At 53.9% G+C, this 22,974-nt stretch carries 21 protein-coding genes; 14 read left to right on the top strand and 7 right to left on the bottom strand.

Features of this window, described 5'->3' with window-relative positions; translation table 11 throughout:
* Nucleotides 1–68: 68 nt before the first annotated feature.
* From clpX to bolA, 4 genes are all read right to left on the bottom strand, one after another.
* Nucleotides 69–1,340 (bottom strand): ATP-dependent protease ATP-binding subunit ClpX, encoded by a 1,272-nt coding sequence (gene clpX / locus ACUTQ5_RS00910; RefSeq protein WP_445649706.1) that lies wholly within the window; start codon nucleotides 1,338–1,340, stop codon nucleotides 69–71.
* A 162-nt stretch (nucleotides 1,341–1,502) separates the two neighbouring features.
* Nucleotides 1,503–2,126 (bottom strand): ATP-dependent Clp endopeptidase proteolytic subunit ClpP, encoded by a 624-nt coding sequence (gene clpP, locus ACUTQ5_RS00905; RefSeq protein WP_012005535.1) that lies wholly within the window; start codon nucleotides 2,124–2,126, stop codon nucleotides 1,503–1,505.
* Between the two features lie 573 nt (nucleotides 2,127–2,699).
* Complete coding sequence (gene tig / locus ACUTQ5_RS00900; RefSeq protein ID WP_445649705.1) at nucleotides 2,700–4,004, bottom strand: trigger factor; 1,305 nt, start codon at nucleotides 4,002–4,004, stop codon at nucleotides 2,700–2,702.
* 366 nt (nucleotides 4,005–4,370) lie between these two features.
* On the bottom strand, nucleotides 4,371–4,685 hold the full coding sequence (gene bolA, locus ACUTQ5_RS00895) for a transcriptional regulator BolA (protein WP_012005533.1): 315 nt from the start codon (nucleotides 4,683–4,685) through the stop codon (nucleotides 4,371–4,373).
* A gap of 355 nt (nucleotides 4,686–5,040) precedes the next feature.
* Between bolA and ACUTQ5_RS00890 the strand changes: the two genes are divergently transcribed.
* From ACUTQ5_RS00890 to ACUTQ5_RS00855, 8 genes are all read left to right on the top strand, one after another.
* Complete coding sequence (locus ACUTQ5_RS00890) at nucleotides 5,041–5,619, top strand: lipoprotein (RefSeq protein ID WP_012005532.1); 579 nt, start codon at nucleotides 5,041–5,043, stop codon at nucleotides 5,617–5,619.
* A gap of 53 nt (nucleotides 5,620–5,672) precedes the next feature.
* Entirely contained in the window at nucleotides 5,673–7,151 is a 1,479-nt protein-coding gene (ampG, locus tag ACUTQ5_RS00885; protein ID WP_445649704.1) for a muropeptide MFS transporter AmpG, read from the top strand.
* A 439-nt stretch (nucleotides 7,152–7,590) separates the two neighbouring features.
* Nucleotides 7,591–8,538, top strand: a complete 948-nt coding sequence (gene cyoA / locus ACUTQ5_RS00880; protein WP_445649703.1) for a cytochrome o ubiquinol oxidase subunit II — start codon at nucleotides 7,591–7,593, stop codon at nucleotides 8,536–8,538.
* 4 nt (nucleotides 8,539–8,542) lie between these two features.
* Nucleotides 8,543–10,534, top strand: coding sequence for a cytochrome o ubiquinol oxidase subunit I (gene cyoB / locus ACUTQ5_RS00875; RefSeq protein WP_445649702.1), 1,992 nt, complete (start codon nucleotides 8,543–8,545; stop codon nucleotides 10,532–10,534).
* The gene (locus ACUTQ5_RS00870) at nucleotides 10,524–11,141 is read left to right on the top strand and encodes a cytochrome o ubiquinol oxidase subunit III (RefSeq protein ID WP_046374351.1); all 618 of its coding nucleotides are present in this window, start codon (nucleotides 10,524–10,526) and stop codon (nucleotides 11,139–11,141) included. Before cyoB ends, ACUTQ5_RS00870 begins: the two co-directional genes overlap by 11 nt.
* The gene (locus tag ACUTQ5_RS00865; RefSeq protein ID WP_012005527.1) at nucleotides 11,138–11,476 is read left to right on the top strand and encodes a cytochrome o ubiquinol oxidase subunit IV; all 339 of its coding nucleotides are present in this window, start codon (nucleotides 11,138–11,140) and stop codon (nucleotides 11,474–11,476) included. Before ACUTQ5_RS00870 ends, ACUTQ5_RS00865 begins: the two co-directional genes overlap by 4 nt.
* 17 nt (nucleotides 11,477–11,493) lie before the next feature.
* Entirely contained in the window at nucleotides 11,494–12,384 is an 891-nt protein-coding gene (gene cyoE / locus ACUTQ5_RS00860; RefSeq protein ID WP_445650235.1) for a heme o synthase, read from the top strand.
* Nucleotides 12,385–12,708: 324 nt separating this feature from the next.
* A complete protein-coding gene (locus ACUTQ5_RS00855; protein WP_445649701.1) occupies nucleotides 12,709–14,073 on the top strand; it encodes an MFS transporter in 1,365 nt (454 codons plus the stop codon).
* 213 nt (nucleotides 14,074–14,286) lie between these two features.
* Here the strand turns inward: ACUTQ5_RS00855 and ACUTQ5_RS00850 are convergent, their stop codons facing one another.
* Nucleotides 14,287–14,778, bottom strand: coding sequence for a YajQ family cyclic di-GMP-binding protein (locus ACUTQ5_RS00850; protein ID WP_012005524.1), 492 nt, complete (start codon nucleotides 14,776–14,778; stop codon nucleotides 14,287–14,289).
* 182 nt (nucleotides 14,779–14,960) lie between these two features.
* Between ACUTQ5_RS00850 and panE the strand changes: the two genes are divergently transcribed.
* The gene (gene panE / locus ACUTQ5_RS00845) at nucleotides 14,961–15,872 is read left to right on the top strand and encodes a 2-dehydropantoate 2-reductase (protein WP_445649700.1); all 912 of its coding nucleotides are present in this window, start codon (nucleotides 14,961–14,963) and stop codon (nucleotides 15,870–15,872) included.
* Entirely contained in the window at nucleotides 15,835–16,425 is a 591-nt protein-coding gene (gene yajL, locus ACUTQ5_RS00840; RefSeq protein ID WP_445649699.1) for a protein deglycase YajL, read from the top strand. The genes panE and yajL overlap by 38 nt, the downstream gene beginning before the upstream one ends.
* Before the next feature lie 34 nt (nucleotides 16,426–16,459).
* Here the strand turns inward: yajL and thiI are convergent, their stop codons facing one another.
* Nucleotides 16,460–17,908, bottom strand: a complete 1,449-nt coding sequence (thiI, locus tag ACUTQ5_RS00835) for a tRNA uracil 4-sulfurtransferase ThiI (protein WP_135315379.1) — start codon at nucleotides 17,906–17,908, stop codon at nucleotides 16,460–16,462.
* 232 nt (nucleotides 17,909–18,140) lie between these two features.
* On the opposite strand from thiI, the gene xseB reads away from it, so the two are divergent.
* From xseB to ACUTQ5_RS00815, 4 genes are all read left to right on the top strand, one after another.
* Nucleotides 18,141–18,404, top strand: coding sequence for an exodeoxyribonuclease VII small subunit (gene xseB / locus ACUTQ5_RS00830; RefSeq protein WP_445649698.1), 264 nt, complete (start codon nucleotides 18,141–18,143; stop codon nucleotides 18,402–18,404).
* Between the two features lie 5 nt (nucleotides 18,405–18,409).
* The gene (gene ispA, locus ACUTQ5_RS00825; protein WP_445649697.1) at nucleotides 18,410–19,330 is read left to right on the top strand and encodes a (2E,6E)-farnesyl diphosphate synthase; all 921 of its coding nucleotides are present in this window, start codon (nucleotides 18,410–18,412) and stop codon (nucleotides 19,328–19,330) included.
* Between the two features lie 158 nt (nucleotides 19,331–19,488).
* On the top strand, nucleotides 19,489–21,354 hold the full coding sequence (gene dxs, locus ACUTQ5_RS00820; protein ID WP_445649696.1) for a 1-deoxy-D-xylulose-5-phosphate synthase: 1,866 nt from the start codon (nucleotides 19,489–19,491) through the stop codon (nucleotides 21,352–21,354).
* A 107-nt stretch (nucleotides 21,355–21,461) separates the two neighbouring features.
* On the top strand, nucleotides 21,462–22,436 hold the full coding sequence (locus ACUTQ5_RS00815) for an aldo/keto reductase (protein ID WP_445649695.1): 975 nt from the start codon (nucleotides 21,462–21,464) through the stop codon (nucleotides 22,434–22,436).
* A gap of 43 nt (nucleotides 22,437–22,479) precedes the next feature.
* On the opposite strand, the gene pgpA is transcribed toward ACUTQ5_RS00815, so the two are convergent.
* Nucleotides 22,480–22,974, bottom strand: coding sequence for a phosphatidylglycerophosphatase A (pgpA, locus tag ACUTQ5_RS00810; protein WP_085115444.1), 495 nt, complete (start codon nucleotides 22,972–22,974; stop codon nucleotides 22,480–22,482).

The raw sequence follows: 22,974 nt of genomic DNA, 5'->3' as shown, positions 1-22,974 counted from the left end.
ATGCAGGAAATAAAAATGGGGGATAAAATCCCCCATTTTGACATTAACTTTCTGGTTTGACTGGCTAATTATTCGCCTGAAGCCTGTGCTTCCGGTTTGCCGTAAATCAGCAACGGTTTGGACTGGCCGGCGATAACCGACTCGTCGATCACCACTTTGTCGACGCTTTCCATTGAAGGCAGGTCATACATGGTGTCCAGCAGTGCGCCTTCCACGATAGAACGCAGGCCACGTGCACCTGTTTTGCGTTTCATCGCCTTTCTGGCGATGGCGTTCAGTGCTTCTTCACGGAATTCCAGCTCCACACCTTCCAGATTGAACAATGCCTGATACTGTTTGGTCAGGGCATTTTTCGGCTCTTTCAGGATCTGGATCAGCGCATCTTCGCTCAGCTCACTCAGCGTGGCCACGACCGGCAGACGACCGATGAACTCCGGGATCAGGCCAAACTTGATCAGATCTTCCGGTTCAGCCTGCAGCAGCAGTTCACCTTCGGTCGCTTTCTCAGACTCACCCTTCACGGTAGCGCCAAAACCAATACCGGCACCAGTATTAACGCGCTGACCGATCACTTTATCCAGGCCAGCGAATGCCCCGCCGCAGATAAACAGGATTTTCGAGGTATCAACCTGCAGGAATTCCTGCTGCGGATGCTTACGGCCACCCTGAGGGGGAACGGCAGCAATAGTGCCTTCGATCAGCTTCAACAGCGCCTGCTGCACGCCCTCACCCGAAACGTCACGGGTAATGGACGGGTTGTCTGACTTACGAGAAATCTTATCGATTTCATCGATGTAGACGATGCCGCGCTGGGCTTTCTGCACGTCGTAGTCACATTTCTGCAGCAGCTTCTGGATAATATTCTCCACGTCCTCACCCACATAACCGGCTTCGGTCAGCGTGGTGGCATCGGCCATGGTGAAAGGCACATCCAGGAAGCGTGCCAGCGTTTCTGCCAGCAAGGTTTTACCGCTACCGGTAGGACCAATCAGCAGAATGTTGCTTTTGCCCAACTCGATACCGTTGCTGGTATCGCCGTTGCGCAGGCGTTTGTAGTGGTTATACACCGCTACCGCCAGCACTTTCTTTGCCGGTTCCTGACCGATGACGTAGTCATCCAGGTGGTGGCGGATCTCGTGCGGCGTCGGCAGCGCGCTGCGCTCACGATGCGGTGAAACTTCTTTAATCTCTTCGCGAATAATGTCGTTACACAGGTCAACACATTCATCGCAGATATACACTGACGGACCGGCAATCAGCTTACGCACTTCATGCTGGCTTTTGCCGCAGAAAGAGCAGTACAGCAGCTTTCCTGAACCGTCTTTGCGCTTATCTGTCATCAGTAAACCTCTTCTTTAGTCTTTGTCCCGCAGGAAAATCACGGCGGCCGTGCGCCCCGAATTCATACCGGGAATGCCGATAATGCTCACCAGAGCGAGCCACGCCCGCTCTGATTACTATAGTCTATCGGCTCGCACAATTACCTCGCCAGCCGCGTGGTGTTACTTGCGGTGCGTAAGAATGCCGTCAACCAGACCGTATTCTACCGCTTCTTCCGCGGTCATAAAGCGATCGCGCTCGGTATCGCGTTCGATCTGCTCCAGTGTCTGGCCGGTGTGTTCTGCCATCAGCTCATTCATACGCGCCTTCACCTTCAGGATTTCACGCGCATGGATTTCGATATCCGTCGCCTGGCCCTGATAGCCGCCCAGCGGCTGGTGGATCATCACGCGTGAATTCGGCAGACAGAAACGTTTGCCCTTGGCACCCGCGGTCAGCAGGAAGGAGCCCATCGAGCACGCCTGGCCCATACAAATGGTGCTGACGTCCGGCTTGATGAACTTCATGGTGTCATAGATTGACATGCCTGCGGTGATCACGCCACCCGGGGAGTTGATGTAGAGGAAAATGTCTTTTTCCGGGCTTTCTGCTTCGAGGAACAGCATCTGCGCCACAATCAGGTTGGCCATGTGATCTTCGACCTGGCCGGTCAGGAAAATAATGCGCTCTTTCAGCAGGCGGGAATAGATGTCGTAAGAACGCTCCCCGCGTGAAGTCTGCTCTACCACCATCGGCACCAGGGCCATGTTAGGTGCAAATTGATCTCGTTCGCCACTGTATGACATTACCGTCTCCTAATAGAAATTGCCTTGGCGGCCAGGGTTACACCCTATTACACCGATTCTACTTGAGAACGGTCATGATGACTATGCTCAAGCATTCGACCCACGCCACACGTACCCGACGGTTTTTCTTATCCCGCGCACTCTGGCAAACAGCCTATACCCGTCATCTTTCAAGTCGCAGCGTTCAAATCTGTTCCCGACAGATTTGTCGCTCCCCCCAGTTACTTACTCGAGTAAGCGCCTGGGGATAAGCGAGCTGGGCGCCTAGCTGTAACTTGAAAGCTATAGGGTATATATACATTTTTACAGATTGGGGCCACAGTCAGAATTTCAAGCCCGGCAGAGTATTTTTAGCGGTTATCCTGCACACCCTGACTGCAAGTGATAACCATCATGCCAGACTGTGCCAAGACCAACAGTGTAAATATAGTGCATATTGTCACGCTTAACCTGAGATTAATCAGCAACGTGGCAAAAAGAAAAGCCCGCAACCGAGGGTTACGGGCTTTTTTAACGCCAGAGCCGGCAAGCCGGCCCTGAGAGCGCAACAAGTTGCGCCCTGGCATACAGACATTACGCCTGTTGAGTCTGGTTCATCAGCTCGCTGAAGGTAGTGGCTTTCTCAGTCACTTTCGCTTTTGCCAGCAGGGCTTCAACTGCTTGTTCTTCCAGAGCAACGTTGCGCATGTTGTTCATCAGCTCTTTGTTTTTGCTGTAGAACTCAACAACTTCACTTGGATCTTCGTAAGCGGAAGCCATTTCTTCGATCAGCGTTTTAACGCGCTCTTCGTCAGCTTTCAGATCGTTGGTGCTGATCACTTCGCCCAGCAGCAGACCGACAACTACGCGACGCTTGGCCTGCTCTTCGAACAGTTCGCGTGGCAGTTCCAGCGCTTGCTTCTCGTTGCCGCCGAAACGTTGTGCAGCCTGACGGCGCAGAACGTCAACTTCGCCGTCGATCAGCGCAGCAGGAACGTCGATTTCGTTAGCGCTGACCAGGCCGTCGATTGCCTGAGTCTTGATGCGGTTACGCACAGCGCCTTTCAGCTCGCGCTCCATATTCTTGCGAACTTCGGTACGCAGGCCAGCAATGGAACCATCAGCCACGCCGAAACGTTTGATGAATTCTTCAGTCAGTTCTGGCAGTTCACGCTCTTCCACTTTCTTCAGAACGATATCGAACTTTGCCGCTTTGCCCTTCAGATTTTCAGCATGATAATCTTCTGGGAAGTTAACGTCGATGGCGAATTCTTCACCGGCTTTATGACCGACCAGACCTTCTTCGAAGCCTGGGATCATGCGGCCCTGGCCCATGGCCAGTACGAAATCAGAGGCTTTGCCGCCTTCGAATTCTTCACCGTCGATAGAACCAGAGAAGTCAACGGTCACACGGTCTTCAGCCTGAGCTGCGCGATCGGTTTCTTTCCAGGTCGCCTGCTGCTTGCGCAGGGTGTCCAGCATGGTGTCAACGTCAGCGTCGTTAACTTCAACCACCGGCTTCTCAACTTCGATGCCGTCCAGGCCTTTCAGCTCAACTTCCGGATATACTTCGAACTCAACGGCGAAAGTGAAATCTTCACCTTCTTTGTACTCGCCTGGCACGTAGTTTGGCGCGCCAGCCGGATTGATCTTTTCTTTGATGATCGCATCAACGAAGCTGCGTTGCATCGCATCGCCCAGTACGTCTTGACGAACTGAAGCGCCATAACGTTGCTCAACGATGTTCATCGGTACATGGCCTTTACGGAAGCCATCGATACGAACGCTTTTTGCAGCGTTGATCAGCTCTTTTTTAATAGCCTGCTTGATTGTATCAGCAGGTACAGTAATAGAGAGACGGCGCCCAAGGCCTTGAGTGGTTTCTACTGAAACTTGCATCTTGTTACCTCAAAAAAATCACAGTGCTCGGTCAACTCCGTTCGAAGAACCAGGACGGCTACATTACAGAACCGAGTTTCCTGATGACAGAAGTGTCCCGAAACCATTCCGGAAAAATAAGACGCGACATTATAGCGATGCAAGCGGAGCGAGTCGAGGAAAGCAAGGCAGCGGCGGCGCGCTAAAACTCACACTTTTGTCGATTTGATCGCCAAAAGGCCGCCGAAGCCGACCCGGCCTTGGCTGCATTGCACATCGGCTGTGTCGTCGTCAAAAACAGAAACGGCCCGCAGGCCGTTCCAAAATTCGTCAGTAGTAATACCCCAAATCGTGGTCAAAGTTCCACTGATACCGCAAATTTAGCCGTCAGGCCAAGGTACCGGCACCACGACAAGGGGGCGAGGCCGGCACGGTATCCTGCAACCCTTCCCACTCTTTCAGGGTGTAAGTGTGCAACGCCAGCGCATGTACACCATCGGATAACTCTTCCGACAGGACGCCGTAAATCGAGCGATGCCTCGTCAGGAAACGTTCGCCGACGAAGCGATCGCTGACCAACACCACCTTGAAATGACTTTCTGAACCCGCCGGAACGTTATGACGATAGCTTTCATCAACGACTTCCAGATACGCGGGCTCAAATGCCGCCCTTAACTTTGCTTCTATTTGCTCGCGAATCATAGGATCTCCTTACTACACCGGCAGAGGACCGTCCCCATCTATTTCAATATTAGCCTCTTTCTCCCCTTTTAGACCATTGCGCAGGTAAATTTCTCTTCTTTGCGGACAAAAAACGGCCAACATCCGTCATCGCTTGAGGTTTTTCTGATTGAGACGGTCAAAAAAGCATGTTTTTATCAACGACAGGTAAAAATTTGTCACTCCGGTGCGTTCTGCGCTTCCTCCGGCCGGCGGCGATGCTATGATATCGACAATTTGTTGTTGGCTATCCCGCTCTGATTATTACAGAAAGCTTGCTCAAGCCAGCCTCTCTATATTGGGCAGCTTAAAATCCATCGAGAATGAGACAGTAACTATGTTAAAGAAACTTTGCCTTCCACTGTTGGCCGCACTGCTGTTGGCCGGCTGTGCTACCAGCAGCAACACCCTGAACGTGACTCCAAAGATCGTGCTACCACAGCAGGACCCGACTCTGCAAGGCGTCACCATCAGTATTAACGGCGCGGATCAGCGCAAAGATCAAGCCCTGGCTAAAGTCAATCGCGACGGCCAGTTGGTAACGCTGACACCATCACGCGACCTGCGCTTCCTGCTACAGGAAGTGTTAGAGAAACAAATGGGCGCACGCGGCTATATGATCGGTGCCGACGGCGCCGTTGATCTGCAAATCGTAGTGAATAACCTGTACGCAGACGTCTCCGAAGGCAACCTGCGCTACAACATCACCACCAAGGCCGATATCTCAATCATCGCTCAGGCGAAAAACGGCAATAAGCAGGTGAAAAACTACCGCTCAACCTATAACGTCCAGGGCGCCTTCACGGCAACCAACGATAAAATCACTAACGCAGTCAATAGCGTACTGGGTGACGTTATTGCCGATATGGCGCAGGACACCAGCGTCAACGACTTTATCAAGCAAAACGCGCGTTAATCCGCGAACGCCTTGCACCGCCCGGATAGTCGGGCGGTGCAGACAGGGAACTCATGTCGAAAAACTATCTTAACCTCTTCACCCAGCGTAACTCCGCGATCCTGCTGCTGCTGGGCTTTGCCTCGGGTCTGCCACTGGCGCTGACCTCCGGCACGCTACAAGCCTGGATGACCGTCGAAGGCATCGATCTGAAAACCATCGGCATTTTTTCGCTGGTCGGTCAGGCCTATGTGTTCAAATTCCTGTGGTCACCCTTTATGGACCGCTATACCCCGCCATTCCTCGGGCGCCGACGCGGCTGGCTGCTGATCAGCCAGCTGCTTCTGGTAGTATCGATTGTGGCGATGGGCTTTATGCAACCGGCACAGCATCTGTGGTGGCTGGCAGCATTAGCGGTATTGGTGGCGTTCTGTTCTGCATCGCAGGATATTGTTTTCGATGCCTATAAAACCGATCTGTTAAGCGCTGAAGAACGCGGTGCCGGTGCCGCCATTTCGGTTCTGGGCTACCGCTTGGCGATGCTGGTGTCCGGCGGGCTGGCGTTGTGGCTGGCGGATCGTTACTTCGGCTGGCAGTCAACCTACTGGCTGATGGCTGGATTGATGCTGATCGGCATCGTCGCTACTTTGCTGGCACCAGAACCGGACGACAGCATTCCGGCACCGCGTACCATGGAACAGGCGGTAGTCGCCCCGTTGCGTGATTTCTTCGCGCGTAACAATGCCTGGCTGATTTTACTGCTGATTGTGATGTACAAAATGGGCGATGCCTTTGCCGGCAGCCTGAGCACCACCTTCCTGATCCGCGGCGTAGGGTTCGATGCCGGGGAAGTAGGGCTGGTGAACAAAACCCTCGGCCTGTTCGCCACTATCGTCGGGGCGCTGTTTGGCGGCGTGCTGATGCAACGCCTCAGCCTGTTCCGCGCCCTGATGCTGTTCGGCATCCTGCAGGCGGTCTCTAATCTCGGTTACTGGATATTAGCGGTTACCGATAAAAACCTCATGACGATGGGCAGCGCTATCTTCCTGGAAAACCTGTGTGGCGGCATGGGCACCGCCGCCTTCGTTGCGCTGCTGATGACGCTGTGCAACAAATCATTTTCCGCTACCCAATTTGCCCTGCTGTCGGCGTTATCCGCCGTCGGCCGAGTCTATGTTGGCCCAATTGCCGGCTGGTTTGTCGAAGCGCACGGCTGGCCACTGTTCTATTTATTCTCGATTGCCGCTGCCCTGCCCGGCCTGCTGTTGCTGCGCCTGTGTCGACAGACGCTTGAATATACCCAGCGTACGGATAACTTCATGCCACGCACCGAATTCCGTCAGTTTTACCGCTGGGCGTTGCGTATGCTGACCCTAGGTTGCGCGCTGCTGGGGCTGTGGTTGATTCTGCTTATCACCAACGCTCTCGACTGGAGCATCTTGCCAGGTCTGGCCGATCGGTTACTACAGATGGGTGCCGCACTGAGCCTGGTGGGGATTGCGATGGGTAGCCTGTTGGACTATCTGGCGTTGCGGCGCACCCGGTTGGCCTGATATCGTCGGCCGGTGGTAACACCGGTCGGCAAAAATGCATCAGTGTGATGTATTTATTTAGTTAAAAAATATAATTCCCGTCCAAATTATTTTTTATCCGAATGTGGCGCTCAGGAAATAAAATTAAATTCACCTTTAATACACAATTCTTTTACATTAAATAAACCTTTCATTCGTATTTCAAAAAAGCGTTTTTACCTGCCGGATTCATCATACCTTTAGTTTTCCTTAACATACGAATTGCCCGGCACGATTCAGCCTGCCAACGCTTTGTTGCCATTAGTAAATTGTCACGCAACGTGACATCTGTGACCCCCTTAACAGAAAGAGTCAACAAGGCGCTGACACTCCCTTAAGCATGTTTACAGTACTGCAACCTTCCCGTAAAATGCTCGCACACATGAAACGACAATAGAGCCTTTGTAATTGAGGTCGTTAGATGAGACTTAAGAAATACAATAAAAGTATTGGGATGTTGTCATTAATTGTCTCCACTGTAATGCTTAGTGGTTGCAATATGGTATTGATGAATCCTAAAGGAGCAATTGGTGTTGAGCAACGGACACTGATTATCACTGCAATCGCATTAATGTTGATCGTGGTGGTACCAGTTATCTTTATGGCGTTCGCCTTTGCCTGGAAGTACCGTGCTTCCAACAAAGATGCCAAATACAGTCCGAACTGGTCACATTCCAACAAAATCGAAGCGGTCGTCTGGACCATTCCTATCATTATCATCGCCATCCTTGGCACCATTACCTGGAAGACTACCCACGAGCTCGATCCGTTCAAGCCGATTGTCACTGACAAGAAGCCGATGACGATCGAAGTGGTGTCGCTCGACTGGAAATGGCTCTTCATCTACCCAGAGCAAGGCATTGCAACGGTTAATGAACTGGCTTTCCCGAAAGACGTTCCAGTTGAATTCAAAATCACCTCTAACTCGGTAATGAACTCGTTCTTTATTCCTCAGTTAGGTGGGCAGATTTATGCGATGGCCGGGATGCAAACCAAACTGCACCTGATCGGCAATGAAGCAGGCAAATACGACGGTATTTCAAGCAGCTTCAGCGGTCGCGGGTTCTCCGGCATGAAATTCACCGCCATTGTCACCCCAACCGAAGGCGACTTCGATCAGTGGGTTGCCAAGGTGAAAGCATCGTCGAATAACCTAAACGCCACCAGCGACTTTAACAAACTGGCAGAGCCGAGTGAAAACAACCCGGTCGAGTACTTCTCCAGTGTCAAACCGAATTTGTTCAAAGAAACTATTGGCAAATTCATGGGTGATATGGACATGCACAAAGGCGCTACTGCGCACGAAGGTATGGACATGAGCCAAGGTATGGACATGGGTGAACATGCTCACGCCGGAGCCGAGGAATAAACTGATGTTGGGAAAATTAACGATTGATGCGGTTCCGTACCACGAACCGATCATCATGGTCACCGTTGCTGCAATTGTTATTGGGGGCCTGGCACTGCTGGCGCTGATAACCTATTTCGGCAAGTGGAAATGGCTATGGAACGATTGGTTGACTTCGGTTGACCATAAAAAAATTGGTATCATGTACATCATCGTGGCAATGGTTATGTTGCTGCGTGGTTTTGCCGATGCCATCATGATGCGTAGTCAGCAGGCGCTTGCGTCCGCCGGCGAGGCCGGATTCCTGCCGCCGCACCACTACGACCAAATCTTCACCGCCCACGGCGTCATCATGATCTTCTTCATGGCGATGCCTTTCGTGGTCGGTCTGATGAACGTAGTGGTACCTTTGCAAATCGGTGCGCGCGACGTTGCCTTCCCGTTCCTGAACTCCCTGAGCTTCTGGTTCTTCGTGGTGGGCGTAGTGCTGATCAACATCTCTCTGGGGGTTGGTGAGTTCGCGCAAACAGGTTGGCTGGCGTATCCACCGCTGTCGGGTAAGGAATACAGTCCTGGCGTCGGGGTCGACTACTGGATCTGGAGCCTGCAGATTTCCGGTATTGGTACCCTGTTGACCGGTGTGAACTTCTTCGCCACCATTCTGAAGATGCGTGCTCCTGGCATGCCTCTGATGAAGATGCCGGTGTTCACCTGGGCGGCTCTGTGTACTAACGTCCTGATCATCGTTTCTTTCCCAATTCTGACTGTTACCATCGCGTTGCTGACCCTGGATCGCTACCTGGGCACCCATTTCTTTACCAATGATATGGGCGGCAACATGATGATGTACATCAACCTGATTTGGGCCTGGGGTCACCCAGAGGTGTATATCCTGGTTCTGCCAGTGTTTGGTGTGTTCTCTGAAGTTACCGCGACCTTCTCAAGAAAACGCCTGTTCGGCTATACCTCACTGGTATGGGCAACCATCGCGATTACCGTTCTGTCGTTCATCGTATGGCTGCACCACTTCTTTACCATGGGGTCCGGCGCGAACGTAAACGCCTTCTTCGGTATCGCCACCATGATCATTTCCATCCCTACCGGGGTGAAAATCTTCAACTGGCTGTTCACCATGTACCAGGGCCGCATTCAGCTCAACTCCGCTATGCTGTGGACCATCGGCTTCATCATCACTTTCTCCGTGGGTGGTATGACCGGTGTTCTGTTGGCCGTGCCGGGCGCGAACTTCGTGCTGCACAACAGTCTGTTCCTGATTGCCCACTTCCATAACGTTATCATTGGTGGTGTGGTGTTCGGTTGTTTCGCAGGCCTGACCTACTGGTTCCCTAAATCCTTCGGCTTCACGCTGAACGAAAAATGGGGTATCCGTGCGTTCTGGTTCTGGATCATCGGCTTCTTCGTGGCCTTTATGCCACTGTATGCTCTGGGCTTTATGGGTATGACTCGTCGTATCAGCCAGAACATCAACCCAGAGTTCCACCCACTGCTGCTGGTAGCGGCGGGCGGCGCGGCTCTGATCGCCTGCGGTATCCTGTGCCAAGTGATTCAGGTGTTCGTCAGTGTGCGTGACCGTGAGCAGAACCGTGACCTGACTGGTGACCCATGGGGTGCTCGTACGCTGGAGTGGGCGACTTCGTCTCCACCGCCGTTCTATAACTTTGCCGTAGTGCCGCAGATTCATGACCGTGATGAATTCTGGGACATGAAAGAAAAAGGCGTAGCTTATAAGAAACCGGCTAAATACGAACCGATTCATATGCCGAAGAATACAGGTGCCGGTGTGATTATTGCTGGCTTCAGCCTGGTATTTGGTTTCGCGATGATCTGGGAAATCTGGTGGATGGCGATCGCTGCCTTCGTAGGTATGATCGTGACCTGGATTGCCAAGAGCTTCGATGAAGATGTTGATTACTATGTGCAGGTTGATGAGATCGAGCGCATTGAAAACCAACACTATGAACAAATCAGCAAAGCAGGCGTGAAACATGTCAACTGATACTCTGACTAACCATAACGCAGCCCATGCAGAGCATGGGCACCACGACGCAGGAGAGACCAAAGTCTTCGGATTCTGGATCTACCTGATGAGCGACTGTATTTTGTTTGCGAGCTTATTTGCGACTTATGCAGTATTGGTGAACGGAACCGCTGGCGGTCCCTCTGGCAAAGACATCTTCGATCTGAAGTTTGTCCTGGTTGAAACCTTCCTGCTGTTGTTCAGCTCCATCACCTACGGTATGGCGATGATCGGCATGAACAAAGGTAAGGTTAGCAGCGTTAACACCTGGCTGTTCCTGACCTTCCTGTTCGGTCTGGGCTTCGTCGCGATGGAAATCTACGAATTCCATCACCTGATCGTTGAAGGCTATGGTCCGGATCGCAGCGCGTTCCTCTCCAGCTTCTTCGCTCTGGTTGCAACCCACGGTCTGCACGTAACTACCGGTCTGGTTTGGATCATCATCATGATGATTCAGGTCAGCAAGCGTGGCCTGACCGCAACCAACAAAACCCGTTTGATGTGCCTGAGCCTGTTCTGGCACTTCCTGGACGTGGTCTGGATCTGCGTCTTCACCGTTGTTTACCTGCTGGGGGTTATGTCATGAGTCATTCATCCCATGAAACTTCTCACGGCGGCGCAAGCCACGGTAGCGTCAAGACCTATCTGATCGGCTTTATTCTGTCGATCATCCTGACGGTGATTCCATTTGCGATGGTGATGAGCGGCACCGCCTCTCACTCCACTATCCTGGCGGTAGTAGTCGGCATGGCGGTGATTCAGGTGGTTGTTCACCTGATTTACTTCCTGCACATGAATACCTCATCGGAAGAGCGCTGGAACCTGGTGGCATTGCTGTTCACCGCTATGATCATCGGTATCGTTGTTGTGGGTTCACTCTGGATTATGTACAACCTCAACATCAATATGATGGTCGATTAAGAGCAGAGCTGGACGTGATGATTAAGCAATACCTGCAAGTAACCAAACCAGGAATTATTTTCGGCAATTTAGTTTCTGTCGTCGGGGGATTCCTGCTCGCCTCAAAAGGGAGCATCGACTATCCCCTGTTTCTCGCCACCCTGGTTGGGGTCTCGTTGGTTGTCGCTTCGGGCTGTGTATTTAACAACTACATTGACCGCGACATCGACAAGAAAATGGAGAGAACGAAGAATCGGGTGCTGGTTAAGGGCCTGATCGCGCCGAGTGTAAGCCTGGTTTATGCTACCGCTCTGGGTATTGCGGGCTTTGCGTTGCTGTATATCGGTGCCAACCCGCTGGCCATGTGGCTGGCGGTGATGGGCTTCGTGGTTTATGTCGGCGTTTATAGCCTGTACATGAAACGCCACTCGGTCTACGGCACGCTGATCGGCAGCCTGTCGGGCGCTGCGCCACCGGTTATCGGTTATTGCGCAGTCACCAACGAGTTCGATGCCGGTGCGTTGATCCTGCTGGCTATCTTTAGCCTGTGGCAGATGCCGCATTCCTATGCGATTGCCATCTTCCGCTTTAAAGATTACCAGGCAGCCAACATTCCGGTCCTGCCGGTAGTGAAAGGCATTTCGGTGGCGAAGAACCACATCACGGTCTACATTGTGGCGTTTATGATTGCCACCCTGATGTTGACCTTGGGCGGCTACGCCGGCTACAAATATCTGATCGTCGCTGCGGCGGTAAGCGTATGGTGGCTGGGCATGGCACTGCGTGGTTACAAAACCGAAAATGACAGCATTTGGGCACGCAAGCTGTTTGTGTTCTCGATTGTTGCCATCACTTCGCTAAGCGTAATGATGTCTATCGACTTCAGCGCGACAGCCGCGCCGGAAGCGTTGATGACGTACGTCTGGTAAGCCAAATCGTCTGTGAATGGGCCGCTTTCGCGGCCCATTTTATTTGTCGGTTCAGAAGTCCGTTTACTCCCGAAATGATTGGAGCTGCAGCAAAGCGGCAAGAATGCGAATCCTCGGGAGCTTGGCCAACCAAGTGACCGAGGTAAGTACTCGCAGCCAACACCGCTGTAGCTTCAAACATGAAGGGAGAGCTGTAATATCTGCTAAACAACATTAGATTTACCCCCCCTGCCCTTCACACTAAAATGACGCAGCTTTGACAGAAGCTATCCCCTCAGGCGTTATCACCGATAGCCTGACAGAATGGCTTTTAATGAGGTTTTAATGAACGATAATGCAATGACCCCGCTGGAACGACGAGCGACCTGGGGATTAGGCACGGTATTCTCACTGCGCATGCTGGGTATGTTTATGGTGTTGCCGGTACTGACCACCTACGGTATGGCGTTGAACGGCGCCAGCGAAACCCTGATCGGTATCGCCATCGGTATTTATGGCCTGGCGCAGGCGGTGTTTCAGATCCCCTTCGGCCTGATCTCCGATCGTATCGGCCGCAAACCGCTGATTGTCGGCGGGCTGCTGATCTTTGCGCTGGGTAGTGTCATTGCCGCCGCGACCGACTCCATCTGGGGGGTGATCCTCGGCAGGGCATTGCAGGGCTCCGGCGCTATTGCCGCCGCAGTGATGGCACTGCTGTCAGACCTGACGCGGGAACAGAACCGCACCAAGGCAATGGCGTTTATCGGCGTCAGCTTCGGTATTACCTTCGCTATTGCGATGGTCGTTGGTCCAATCGTCACCCACGCCTTTGGCCTGCATGCGCTGTTCTGGATGATTGCCGTGCTGGCATTGGCCGGCATCGTGATCACTCTGACGGTGGTCCCTTCGGCCAGCCACCACGTGCTGAACCGGGAATCGAGCATCGTACGCGGCAGCTTCAGCAAGGTACTGAGCAACTCCCGGCTGTTGAAGCTCAATTTCGGCATCATGTGTCTGCATATCCTGCTGATGTCCAGCTTCGTGGCGCTGCCACTGGCGATGGAAAAAGCCGGGCTGGCACCGAGCCAACACTGGATTGTCTACCTGGTCACCATGCTGGTTTCTTTTGCCGCCGTAGTGCCATTTATCATTTATGCCGAGAAGAAACGCCGCATGAAGCAGGTCTTTATGGGTTGCGTAGCGGTATTGTTCTGTGCGGAAGTGCTGCTGTGGCTGTCCGGCGCGCACCTGTGGGGCATCATTGCCGGCGTACAGCTGTTCTTTATAGCGTTTAACGTCATGGAAGCGATTCTACCTTCGCTGATCAGTAAAGAGTCTCCGGCCGGCTATAAAGGGACGGCGATGGGGGTTTACTCCACCAGCCAGTTTATCGGCGTAGCGATCGGCGGCAGCCTGGGTGGCTTGCTGTATGGCCTGCAGGGTGCGGGGCTGGTGTTTATTGCCGGAGCGGTGTTGGCGGCTGTCTGGTTTTTGGTCAGCAGTACCATGCAAGAACCGCCTTACGTCAGCAGCCTACGTATTACGCTGTCGGAACTGGCCGTGAAGGATTCCGCGTTGGAAAGCCGCCTGAAAGCCCAACCGGGCGTGGCGGAAGCGATAGTGGTGCCGGAAGAGCGCAGTGCCTACGTGAAGGTCGATACCAAACAGACTAACCGAGTCCAATTGGAAGCGTTGGTGAATTCACTATAACCAAAAGGGCCAGCAAGCTGGCCCTTTTGGTTGCTGACAAAGCAGGAAAAAACGTGGTTTTTCCTGCTTTGTGGTGATCAGCCGAAAATCAATAAATTGATTTTCCTGATTTTTATTTATCAACCTCTACTCGCTCTGGGCAGGAATGAGGTTTGTCATCAGTCTGAAGGGTCAGCAAGCTGACCCTTCAAGATCTTCACTTTCGCAAAAACCTTAATCGCGGAAGTTCTTGAACTGGAACGGCTGTCCGAGATCGGCACCGCGCACCAGCGCCATCACGCCCTGCAGATCGTCGCGTGATTTGCCGGTCACCCGCACTTCATCGCCCTGAATTTGTACCTGGACCTTCAGCTTGCTGTCTTTGATCAGTTTGACGAGCTTCTTCGCCTGGGCGCTTTCAATCCCCTGCTTCAGCTTGGCATCCACACTATAGGTTTTACCGCTGTGAGTCATTTCTTCCGGGATCTCGAGTGCGCTGCCTTCGATGCTGCGTTTACTGAGCTTTTCACGCAGAATATCGAGCAACTGCTGCACCTGGAAATCAGACTCGCTGGCGACTTTAATGCTTTCGTCTTTTTCGTTCAGCTCAAAGCTGGCCGGCACGTTGCGGAAATCCCAACGGGTGCCCAGATCGCGCGTGGCGTTCTCGACGGCGTTACGCACTTCCTGCATATCAATTTCGGAAACAATGTCGAAAGATGGCATACTTCTTCCTCCTGAATGAGAGCCTAATGCGATAGGCGATTTCGATGCCGAGCATGATAACCGCTTTAGCGTCTCAGACAAAATCTGCTGAAGCTACCGGTGGATAAGCCGTCGAACAGCAGAAAAGTCTATAATTATAAGACAGTCATTGAGCGATATTCCCGTTACCCCAAGGAGTCTGGATGAAAATAACTATTCTTGGTTGCGGCGCGCTCGGACAACTGTGGCTCTCCCGGCTTTATCGGCAGGGTCACGATGTACAGGGATGGCTACGGGTGCCACAACCCTTCTGCGCAGTGAACGTGATTGAGCCGGAAGGCGCTTCGTTCAACCGTAATTTACCCACCAACAACCCTGAACATTTAGCCCAGAGCGAACTGCTGCTGGTCACCTTGAAAGCCTGGCAGGTCTCCAGCGCGGTCAGCACGCTGCTGCCAAAATTGAACCCACGCTGCGCCATCCTGCTGCTGCATAACGGCATGGGCACCCAGGACGAACTGCCGGCGAACAACCAACCGATATTGCAGGGCACCACCACCCATGCGGCGCGCCATGATGGCAGCACTATTATCCATGTCGCCGGCGGCATCACTCATATCGGCCCGACCTCACCGGCGGCGCAATCACTGAGCCATCTGGCAGAAGTGCTGCACCAGGCCCTGCCTGACGTCGCCTGGCACAATAATATCGCCTCGGCGAACTGGCGCAAGCTGGCGGTCAACTGCGTGATTAACCCGCTAACGGCGCTGTATAATTGCCATAATGGCGATCTGCAACGCTATCCCGAACAAATCGAGCTGATCTGCCGCGAGGTCTCCAGCGTGATGGAAATGGAGGGCTACCACACCTCATGCGAGGGCTTGCAGCAGTACGTCATGGAGGTGATCCAAAGCACCGCGGACAACGTCTCTTCGATGCTGCAGGATATCCGCACCCAGCGACACACCGAAATCGACTACATTACCGGTTACCTGCTGCGCCGCGCGCGTAGCTACGGCGTGACTCTGCCAGAGAACGCACGCCTGTTTGAATTGATTAAGCGAAAGGAAAATGAATATGAGCGTATCGGCGCTGGTCTGCCTGGCACCTGGTAGCGAAGAAATCGAAGCCGTCACCACTATAGATTTGCTGGTGCGGGCGGGTATTAAAGTGACCACCGCCAGCGTAGCCGGCGATGGCGACCTGACTATTGTCTGTTCACGCGGGGTAAAACTGCTGGCCGATGCGCCGCTGGTGTCGATTGTGGACGAGCCTTTCGACGCCATTGTGCTGCCCGGTGGCCTGAAAGGTGCCGAGTGCTTCCGCGACAGCCCGCTGCTGGTGGAGAAAGTGCGTCAGATGCACCTGCAGGGCAATATCGTCGCTGCCATCTGTGCAGCGCCGGCACTGGTGCTGCAACACCACAATTTGTTCCCCATCGGCAATATGACCGGGTTCCCGGGGCTGAAAGAACAGATCCCGGCCGACAAATGGATAGAAAAACGTGTGGTGTTCGATCCGCGCGTTAACCTACTCAGCAGCCAGGGGCCGGGAACGTCAATGGAGTTTGCGCTAAAGTTGATTGATTTGTTGCTGGGGAAAGCCAAAGCGGCGGAGATCGCCGCTCAGCTGGTATTGATACCTGGAATGTACGATTTCCGCGATTAAATCACGGGGGCGGCAGATGCGCCCCCTGAATGACTTACGGGCGGTAAACTTTCACGTTGGTGAAGCCCTGTTCCAGCAAATATAGCGCCTGTAGGCGGCTCATTACGCCACGCTCACAGTACAGCAGATAGGTTTTACTCTGATCCAAGTCGCCAAACTGGGTGCTGAGTTTGTAGAACGGCAGCGGTTTCACCTCAACCTGATCCAGTTTCAGCGGTTTGTCTTCCTGCTCGTCGTTAGAACGAATATCCAGAATCACCTGGTCGGCATCGAACTCCGCCACGGTTTCGACTTCGGTAACCTGCTCCTGAGTCTGCTCGGCGATGGTGCGAATATCCACGTTTTTGGCTTCGCTAACCACACGGTCAAGAATGCTGAAGTCAAAGTGCCCTTCTTCTTCTTCGATCTTGGCTTTAATCGCCTTCACCGTCGGGCTTTTCGAGATCACACCGCAATACTCCGGCATGGTCTTGGCGAAGTCCTCGGTACCAATCTCACGCGCCACTTTGATGATGTGCTCTTTGTCGTGAGAGATCAGCGGACGCAGGATCAGTGTATCGGACGCGTTGTCGATCAGGCGCAGGTTAGTCAGCGTCTGGCTGGATACCTGTCCCAGCGCTTCACCGGTCACCAGCGCCTGCACACCATAACGTTCGGCAATCTGCGAAGCGGCACGCACCATCATGCGCTTGAGCACTACGCCCATCTGGCCGTCTTCGACCTTTTCCAAGATCTCGCCAACCACAGGTTCAAAATCGATAGCGATAAAGCGTACCTTGTGCGAACTGGCAAAGCGGTTCCACAGGTAGTGAGCCACCTGGCGCACACCAATTTCATGCGCCGCGCCGCCCAGATTGAAGAAGCAATAATGCACGCGGCAACCACGGCGCATCAACATATAGCTGGAAACCCCCGAATCGAAACCACCGGAAATCAGCGACAGCACGTCTTCCTGAGTGCCGACCGGGTAGCCGCCGATGCCTTCACGGCGGGCTTTCACCAGCATCAGCTTGTCGTCTTCGATTTCCAGATTGACCGTCACCTGCGGATGCGACAGCTTAACCCGCGCGCTTTCAATATGCTGGTTCAGACCACCACCGACGTAACGCTCCACGTCCTGCGAATTAAAGTCCTGCTTGCCACGGCGCTTAACACGCACGCAGAAGGTCTTGCCTTCCAGTTGCTCGCGGTAGGCTTCCAGCGTCTGCTCGAAAATGTGGTGAATATCGGTATAGTCGCGGTCTTCCACTTCCAGAATGTGGTGGATACCGGGAATGCGCGTCAGCGCGTCGGCAATCACCGGCCGCTGGTTTTCATCTTTGGCGCGAACTTCGATATGATCCCAGTGACGGACAACCGCCAGTGTTTCATCATACTGCTTCAGGACGTTACGAATACTGGTCGAGAGGATCTTGATAAAGCGCAAGCGCACAGATTGGCTCTTGATGGTGATTTCCGGGAACAATTTAATGATAAACTTCATGGCGGTCTTTATTGTCAGAATTACGAGGGAAAAGGATTTACAATGTATATGCGATTGATAAAACCAACGGGGCTGCCGAATGTTTTATCAATCGCATTTGCGGCGCTGAGTATACCACTATCTGGTGGGGCTCGGTGCACAAAACCACACATGTGCGCCATGATTTGCCAATCAAGACCCGCTAAGATAGGCTCTGGCGCCACTGCTCACATGATGATGTAAAAAGAAAATTATGCCAAAAAAACCTGCACAATCAGACAGTAAAGAGCAAAGCGTCAGCTTTGAAAGCTCCCTCAGCGAGTTGGAAAACATCGTCACGCGTCTGGAATCGGGTGAGTTACCGCTGGAAGACGCGCTCAATGAGTTCGAACGCGGCGTACAGTTGGCACGCCAGGGCCAGCAGAAACTGCAGCAGGCAGAACAACGCGTACAGATTTTGCTTAACGACAGCGCCGATGATGCGGCGCTGACGCCTTTCACACCGGATGCCGAGTAATCATCATGTCCGAGACTGCCCAACAGACCGCTTTTTCTGACCAGTTGCAGGCCCTGCGCCAGCGGGCCGACCGCACGCTGCTGAATTTTATCGCGCCGCTGCCGTTCAATGATGGCAACATGGTGGCGGCAATGCGTCACGGCGCGCTGCTGGGCGGTAAACGCCTGCGTCCGTTCCTGGTGTACACCACCGGACAGATGTTTGGCGTATCACTGAATAATTTGGATGCGCCCGCCGCTGCGGTAGAATGCATTCACGCCTATTCACTGATCCATGACGATCTGCCGGCGATGGACGACGACGATCTGCGTCGCGGTCAGCCGACCTGCCACATCAAATTTGGTGAGGCCAACGCCATTTTAGCCGGCGATGCCCTGCAGACGCTGGCATTTTCCATTCTGGCCGATGCCAAGATGCCCGACGTGGCACTGCGCGACCGGCTGGCGATGATTTCCGAACTGGCAACCGCCAGCGGCGTGGCCGGCATGTGTGGCGGCCAGTCGTTGGATCTGGAAGCCGAAGACCGGCAAATTGGTCTGGAAGCGCTGGAGCAAATCCATCGTCACAAAACCGGCGCTTTGATTCGCGCAGCCGTTCGCCTTGGGGCGTTAGCCGCCGGTGAACCTGGCCGTGCCGCGCTGGTGCAGCTTGACCGCTACGCCGCCGCGATTGGCCTGGCGTTCCAGGTACAGGATGATATTTTGGATGTGGTCGGCGAAACCGAAAAAATCGGTAAACGCCAGGGCGCGGACCAGCAACACGGAAAGAGCACCTATCCAGCTTTGCTCGGGCTTGACAGCGCGAAAGCAAAAGCGTGGGATCTCTATCAGGAAGCTTTAGCTGCATTAGACACTTTGGCAGCACAATCTTATAACACAGCGCCATTGCGAGCGTTAGCCAGCTTCATTATTGAACGCGACAATTAACGTGTGACGTGATGCCCAATAGATTTCAAGTTGCAGCCAGGCGACAACTGAGCGAATCCCTTGGAGCTGGGTCATTCCAGTGACTGGGGTGAGAGAAGGCGGTCAACACCGCTGTACCTTGAAAGATGAAGGGTAAAATCCTCTGATATGAGTATCGAATGAGTCTTGATATAGCCAAATACCCGACCTTGGCGCTAGCGGAAAATCCGGATGAACTCCGTTCGCTGCCAAAAGAGAGCCTACCGAAGCTGTGTGACGAACTTCGGCAATACCTGCTGGACAGCGTCAGCCGCTCCAGCGGCCACTTTGCCTCCGGGCTGGGTACCGTTGAACTGACGGTGGCATTGCACTATGTGTACCAGACCCCCTTCGATCATCTGGTATGGGACGTTGGCCACCAGGCCTACCCACATAAAATTCTGACCGGTCGCCGCGATAAAATCGCCACCATTCGCCAGAAAAATGGCCTGCACCCTTTCCCGTGGCGGGCAGAAAGTGAATACGACGTACTGTCGGTCGGTCATTCCTCCACCTCGATCAGTGCCGGTCTCGGCATGGCGGTCGCCGCTGCACGTGAAGGCAAAAATCGCCGTACGGTCTGCGTGATCGGCGATGGCGCGATCACCGCCGGCATGGCGTTTGAAGCCATGAACCACGCCGGTGACATCGACCCGGATATGCTGGTGGTGCTGAACGATAACGAAATGTCGATTTCGGAAAACGTCGGCGCGCTGAACAACCATCTGGCGCAACTGCTGTCCGGCAAGCTCTACTCCACCCTGCGTGAAGGCGGCAAAAAAGTGCTGTCCGGCCTGCCGCCGATTAAAGAGCTGGTCAAGCGCACCGAAGAACACCTGAAAGGCATGGTGGTTCCGGGCACGCTGTTCGAAGAGCTGGGCTTTAACTATATCGGCCCGGTCGACGGCCACGACGTCCAGGGGCTGGTTGCCACGCTGAAAAACATGCGTGACCTGAAAGGCCCGCAGCTGCTGCACATCATGACCAAAAAAGGTCGTGGTTACGCCCCGGCGGAAAAAGATCCGATCAGCTTCCACGCGGTGCCAAAATTCGATCCGGCCAGCGGTACTCTGCCGAAAAGCGCCGGCGGCCTGCCGACCTATTCAAAAGTTTTTGGCGACTGGCTGTGTGAAACCGCCGCCAAAGACAGCTCGCTGATGGCCATCACCCCGGCCATGCGTGAAGGGTCGGGCATGGTGCAGTTCTCCCGCGACTATCCGCAGCAATATTTTGACGTGGCGATTGCCGAACAGCATGCGGTGACCTTCGCTGCCGGTTTGGCCATTGGCGGCTATAAGCCGGTGGTAGCAATTTATTCTACCTTCCTGCAGCGGGCTTACGATCAGTTGATCCATGACGTCGCCATTCAAAAGCTGCCGGTAATGTTTGCCATCGATCGCGGCGGTATTGTCGGCGCTGACGGCCAGACTCACCAGGGGGCCTTTGATCTGTCATTTATGCGTTGCATCCCGACCATGGTGATCATGACGCCAAGTGATGAAAACGAGTGCCGTCAAATGCTGTACACCGGCTATCACTATAACGAAGGCCCAAGCGCCGTACGTTATCCACGCGGCAATGGTACCGGTGCACCACTGGAGCCTCTCAACTCTCTGCCGATCGGCAAAGGCGTTGTCCGTCGTGAAGGTGAAAAACTGGCGATCCTGAATTTCGGCACATTGCTGCCGGAAGCCGCGCAGGTAGCGGAAACGCTCAACGCGACGCTGGTGGATATGCGCTTTGTGAAGCCACTGGACGAACAGCTGATTCTGGAACTGGCTGCCAGCCACGACGCACTGGTCACGCTGGAAGAAAACGCCATTATGGGCGGTGCCGGCAGCGGCGTGAACGAGTTGCTGATGGCCAAGCGCCGCATGATACCGGTGCTGAATATCGGCCTGCCGGACTTCTTTGTCTCCCAGGGCAGCCAGGAAGAAGTCCGAGTCGATCTGTGTCTGGACGCCACCGGTATACAGCGGCAAATTGAGGTCTGGCTGGCGCAATAATCCTCGCCCCTGCTCGATCGACGCCTCCGCTTTGCGGGGGCGTTTTTATTTCTGTCACCCGGAAATCCGCTACAGTTAAAGTTCTGTGCTGACACCGGGAGGCAAACATGAAGTATTTGAAACTGGGTAAAACTGACCTGAACGTCTCACGTATCTGTCTGGGCTGCATGACCTACGGCGAACCCAACCGTGGCAACCATGCCTGGACGTTACCGGAGGAAAGCAGCCGACCGCTGCTGAAACAGGCGCTGGATGCCGGCATCAACTTCTTTGACACCGCCAACAGCTACTCCGACGGCAGCAGTGAGGAGATCGTCGGCCAGGCACTGCGTGATTATGCCCGCCGCGACCAGGTGGTGATCGCTACCAAAGTCTATTTCCCCCTGAGCAACCTGGAACGCGGCCTGTCGCGCGCCAAAATCATGCAATCTATCGACGACAGCCTCAAGCGCCTGGGCACCGACTACGTTGATCTGTTGCAGATCCATCGTTGGGATTATGAAACGCCGCTGGAAGAAACGCTCGAAGCGTTACACGATGTGGTGAAAGCCGGTAAGGCGCGCTATATCGGCGCATCATCGATGTACGCCTGGCAGTTTGCCAAGGCGCTGTATACCGCCGATCTGCACGGCTGGACACGCTTCGTCAGCATGCAGAACCAGTACAACCTGATCCAGCGCGAAGAAGAGCGTGAGATGTTGCCATTGTGCGCTGCCGAAGGCATTACAGTGATGCCTTGGAGCCCGTTGGCACGGGGCCGCTTAACCCGCCCCTGGGGAGAAACTACTGCACGGTTGGTATCCGATCAGGTCGGTAAAAATCTGTACGATGAAACCGAGGGCATCGACGCCATCATTGCCGAACGCGTGGCCAGTATTGCCGAAGAGCGTGGTGTGCCCCGTGCGCAAATCGCACTGGCGTGGCTGTTGAGCAAGCCTGTCGTTAGCGCGCCGATTATCGGTGCTTCACGCCATGACCATCTGGAAGACGCCATTGCCGCTGTCGATCTCGAGCTAACGGCGGAGGAGATTGCCGAGCTGGAAACAGCCTACGTACCGCACCACGTGACAGGATTTGAATAACCAGGAGGGTTCAAGGGCGCAGCATTGAACTGTGCCCTCAAAATCAGAACAACCCAAGCGGCCAGTGGTGGCCAATCAGGTAGATGATACCGGCGGAAAAGACCCCGGCGACGATATCGTCGACCATGATCCCCATGCCGCCGTGCACATTACGATCAAACCAGCGGATCGGCCATGGCTTCCAGATATCCAAAATACGGAAAATCACGAAACCTGCCGCGACCCACTGCCAGTCGTTGACCGGCAATGCCATCAACGTAATCCACATACCGACAAACTCGTCCCAAACGATGCTGCCGTGGTCGTGCACCTTCATATCTTTGGCGGTCTGATGGCACAGGTAGACGCCAATACAAATGCTGAACATCACCAACAGCGAATACAGTTGCCATGGCAGTTGGATCAACAGCAGCCAGAATGGGATCGCCGCCAGTGAGCCCATGGTGCCCGGCATCACCGGCGACAAACCGCTGCCAAAGCCGGTGGCCAGCAGGTGCCACGGATTGCTCATCCGCAAGCGGCGCTTAGCTTCATCCAT

This window comes from Serratia sp. NA_112.1 (assembly GCF_052691715.1).
The sequence above is the reverse complement of the archived record's forward strand: the minus strand, read 5'-3'. Positions and strand labels throughout refer to the sequence as shown.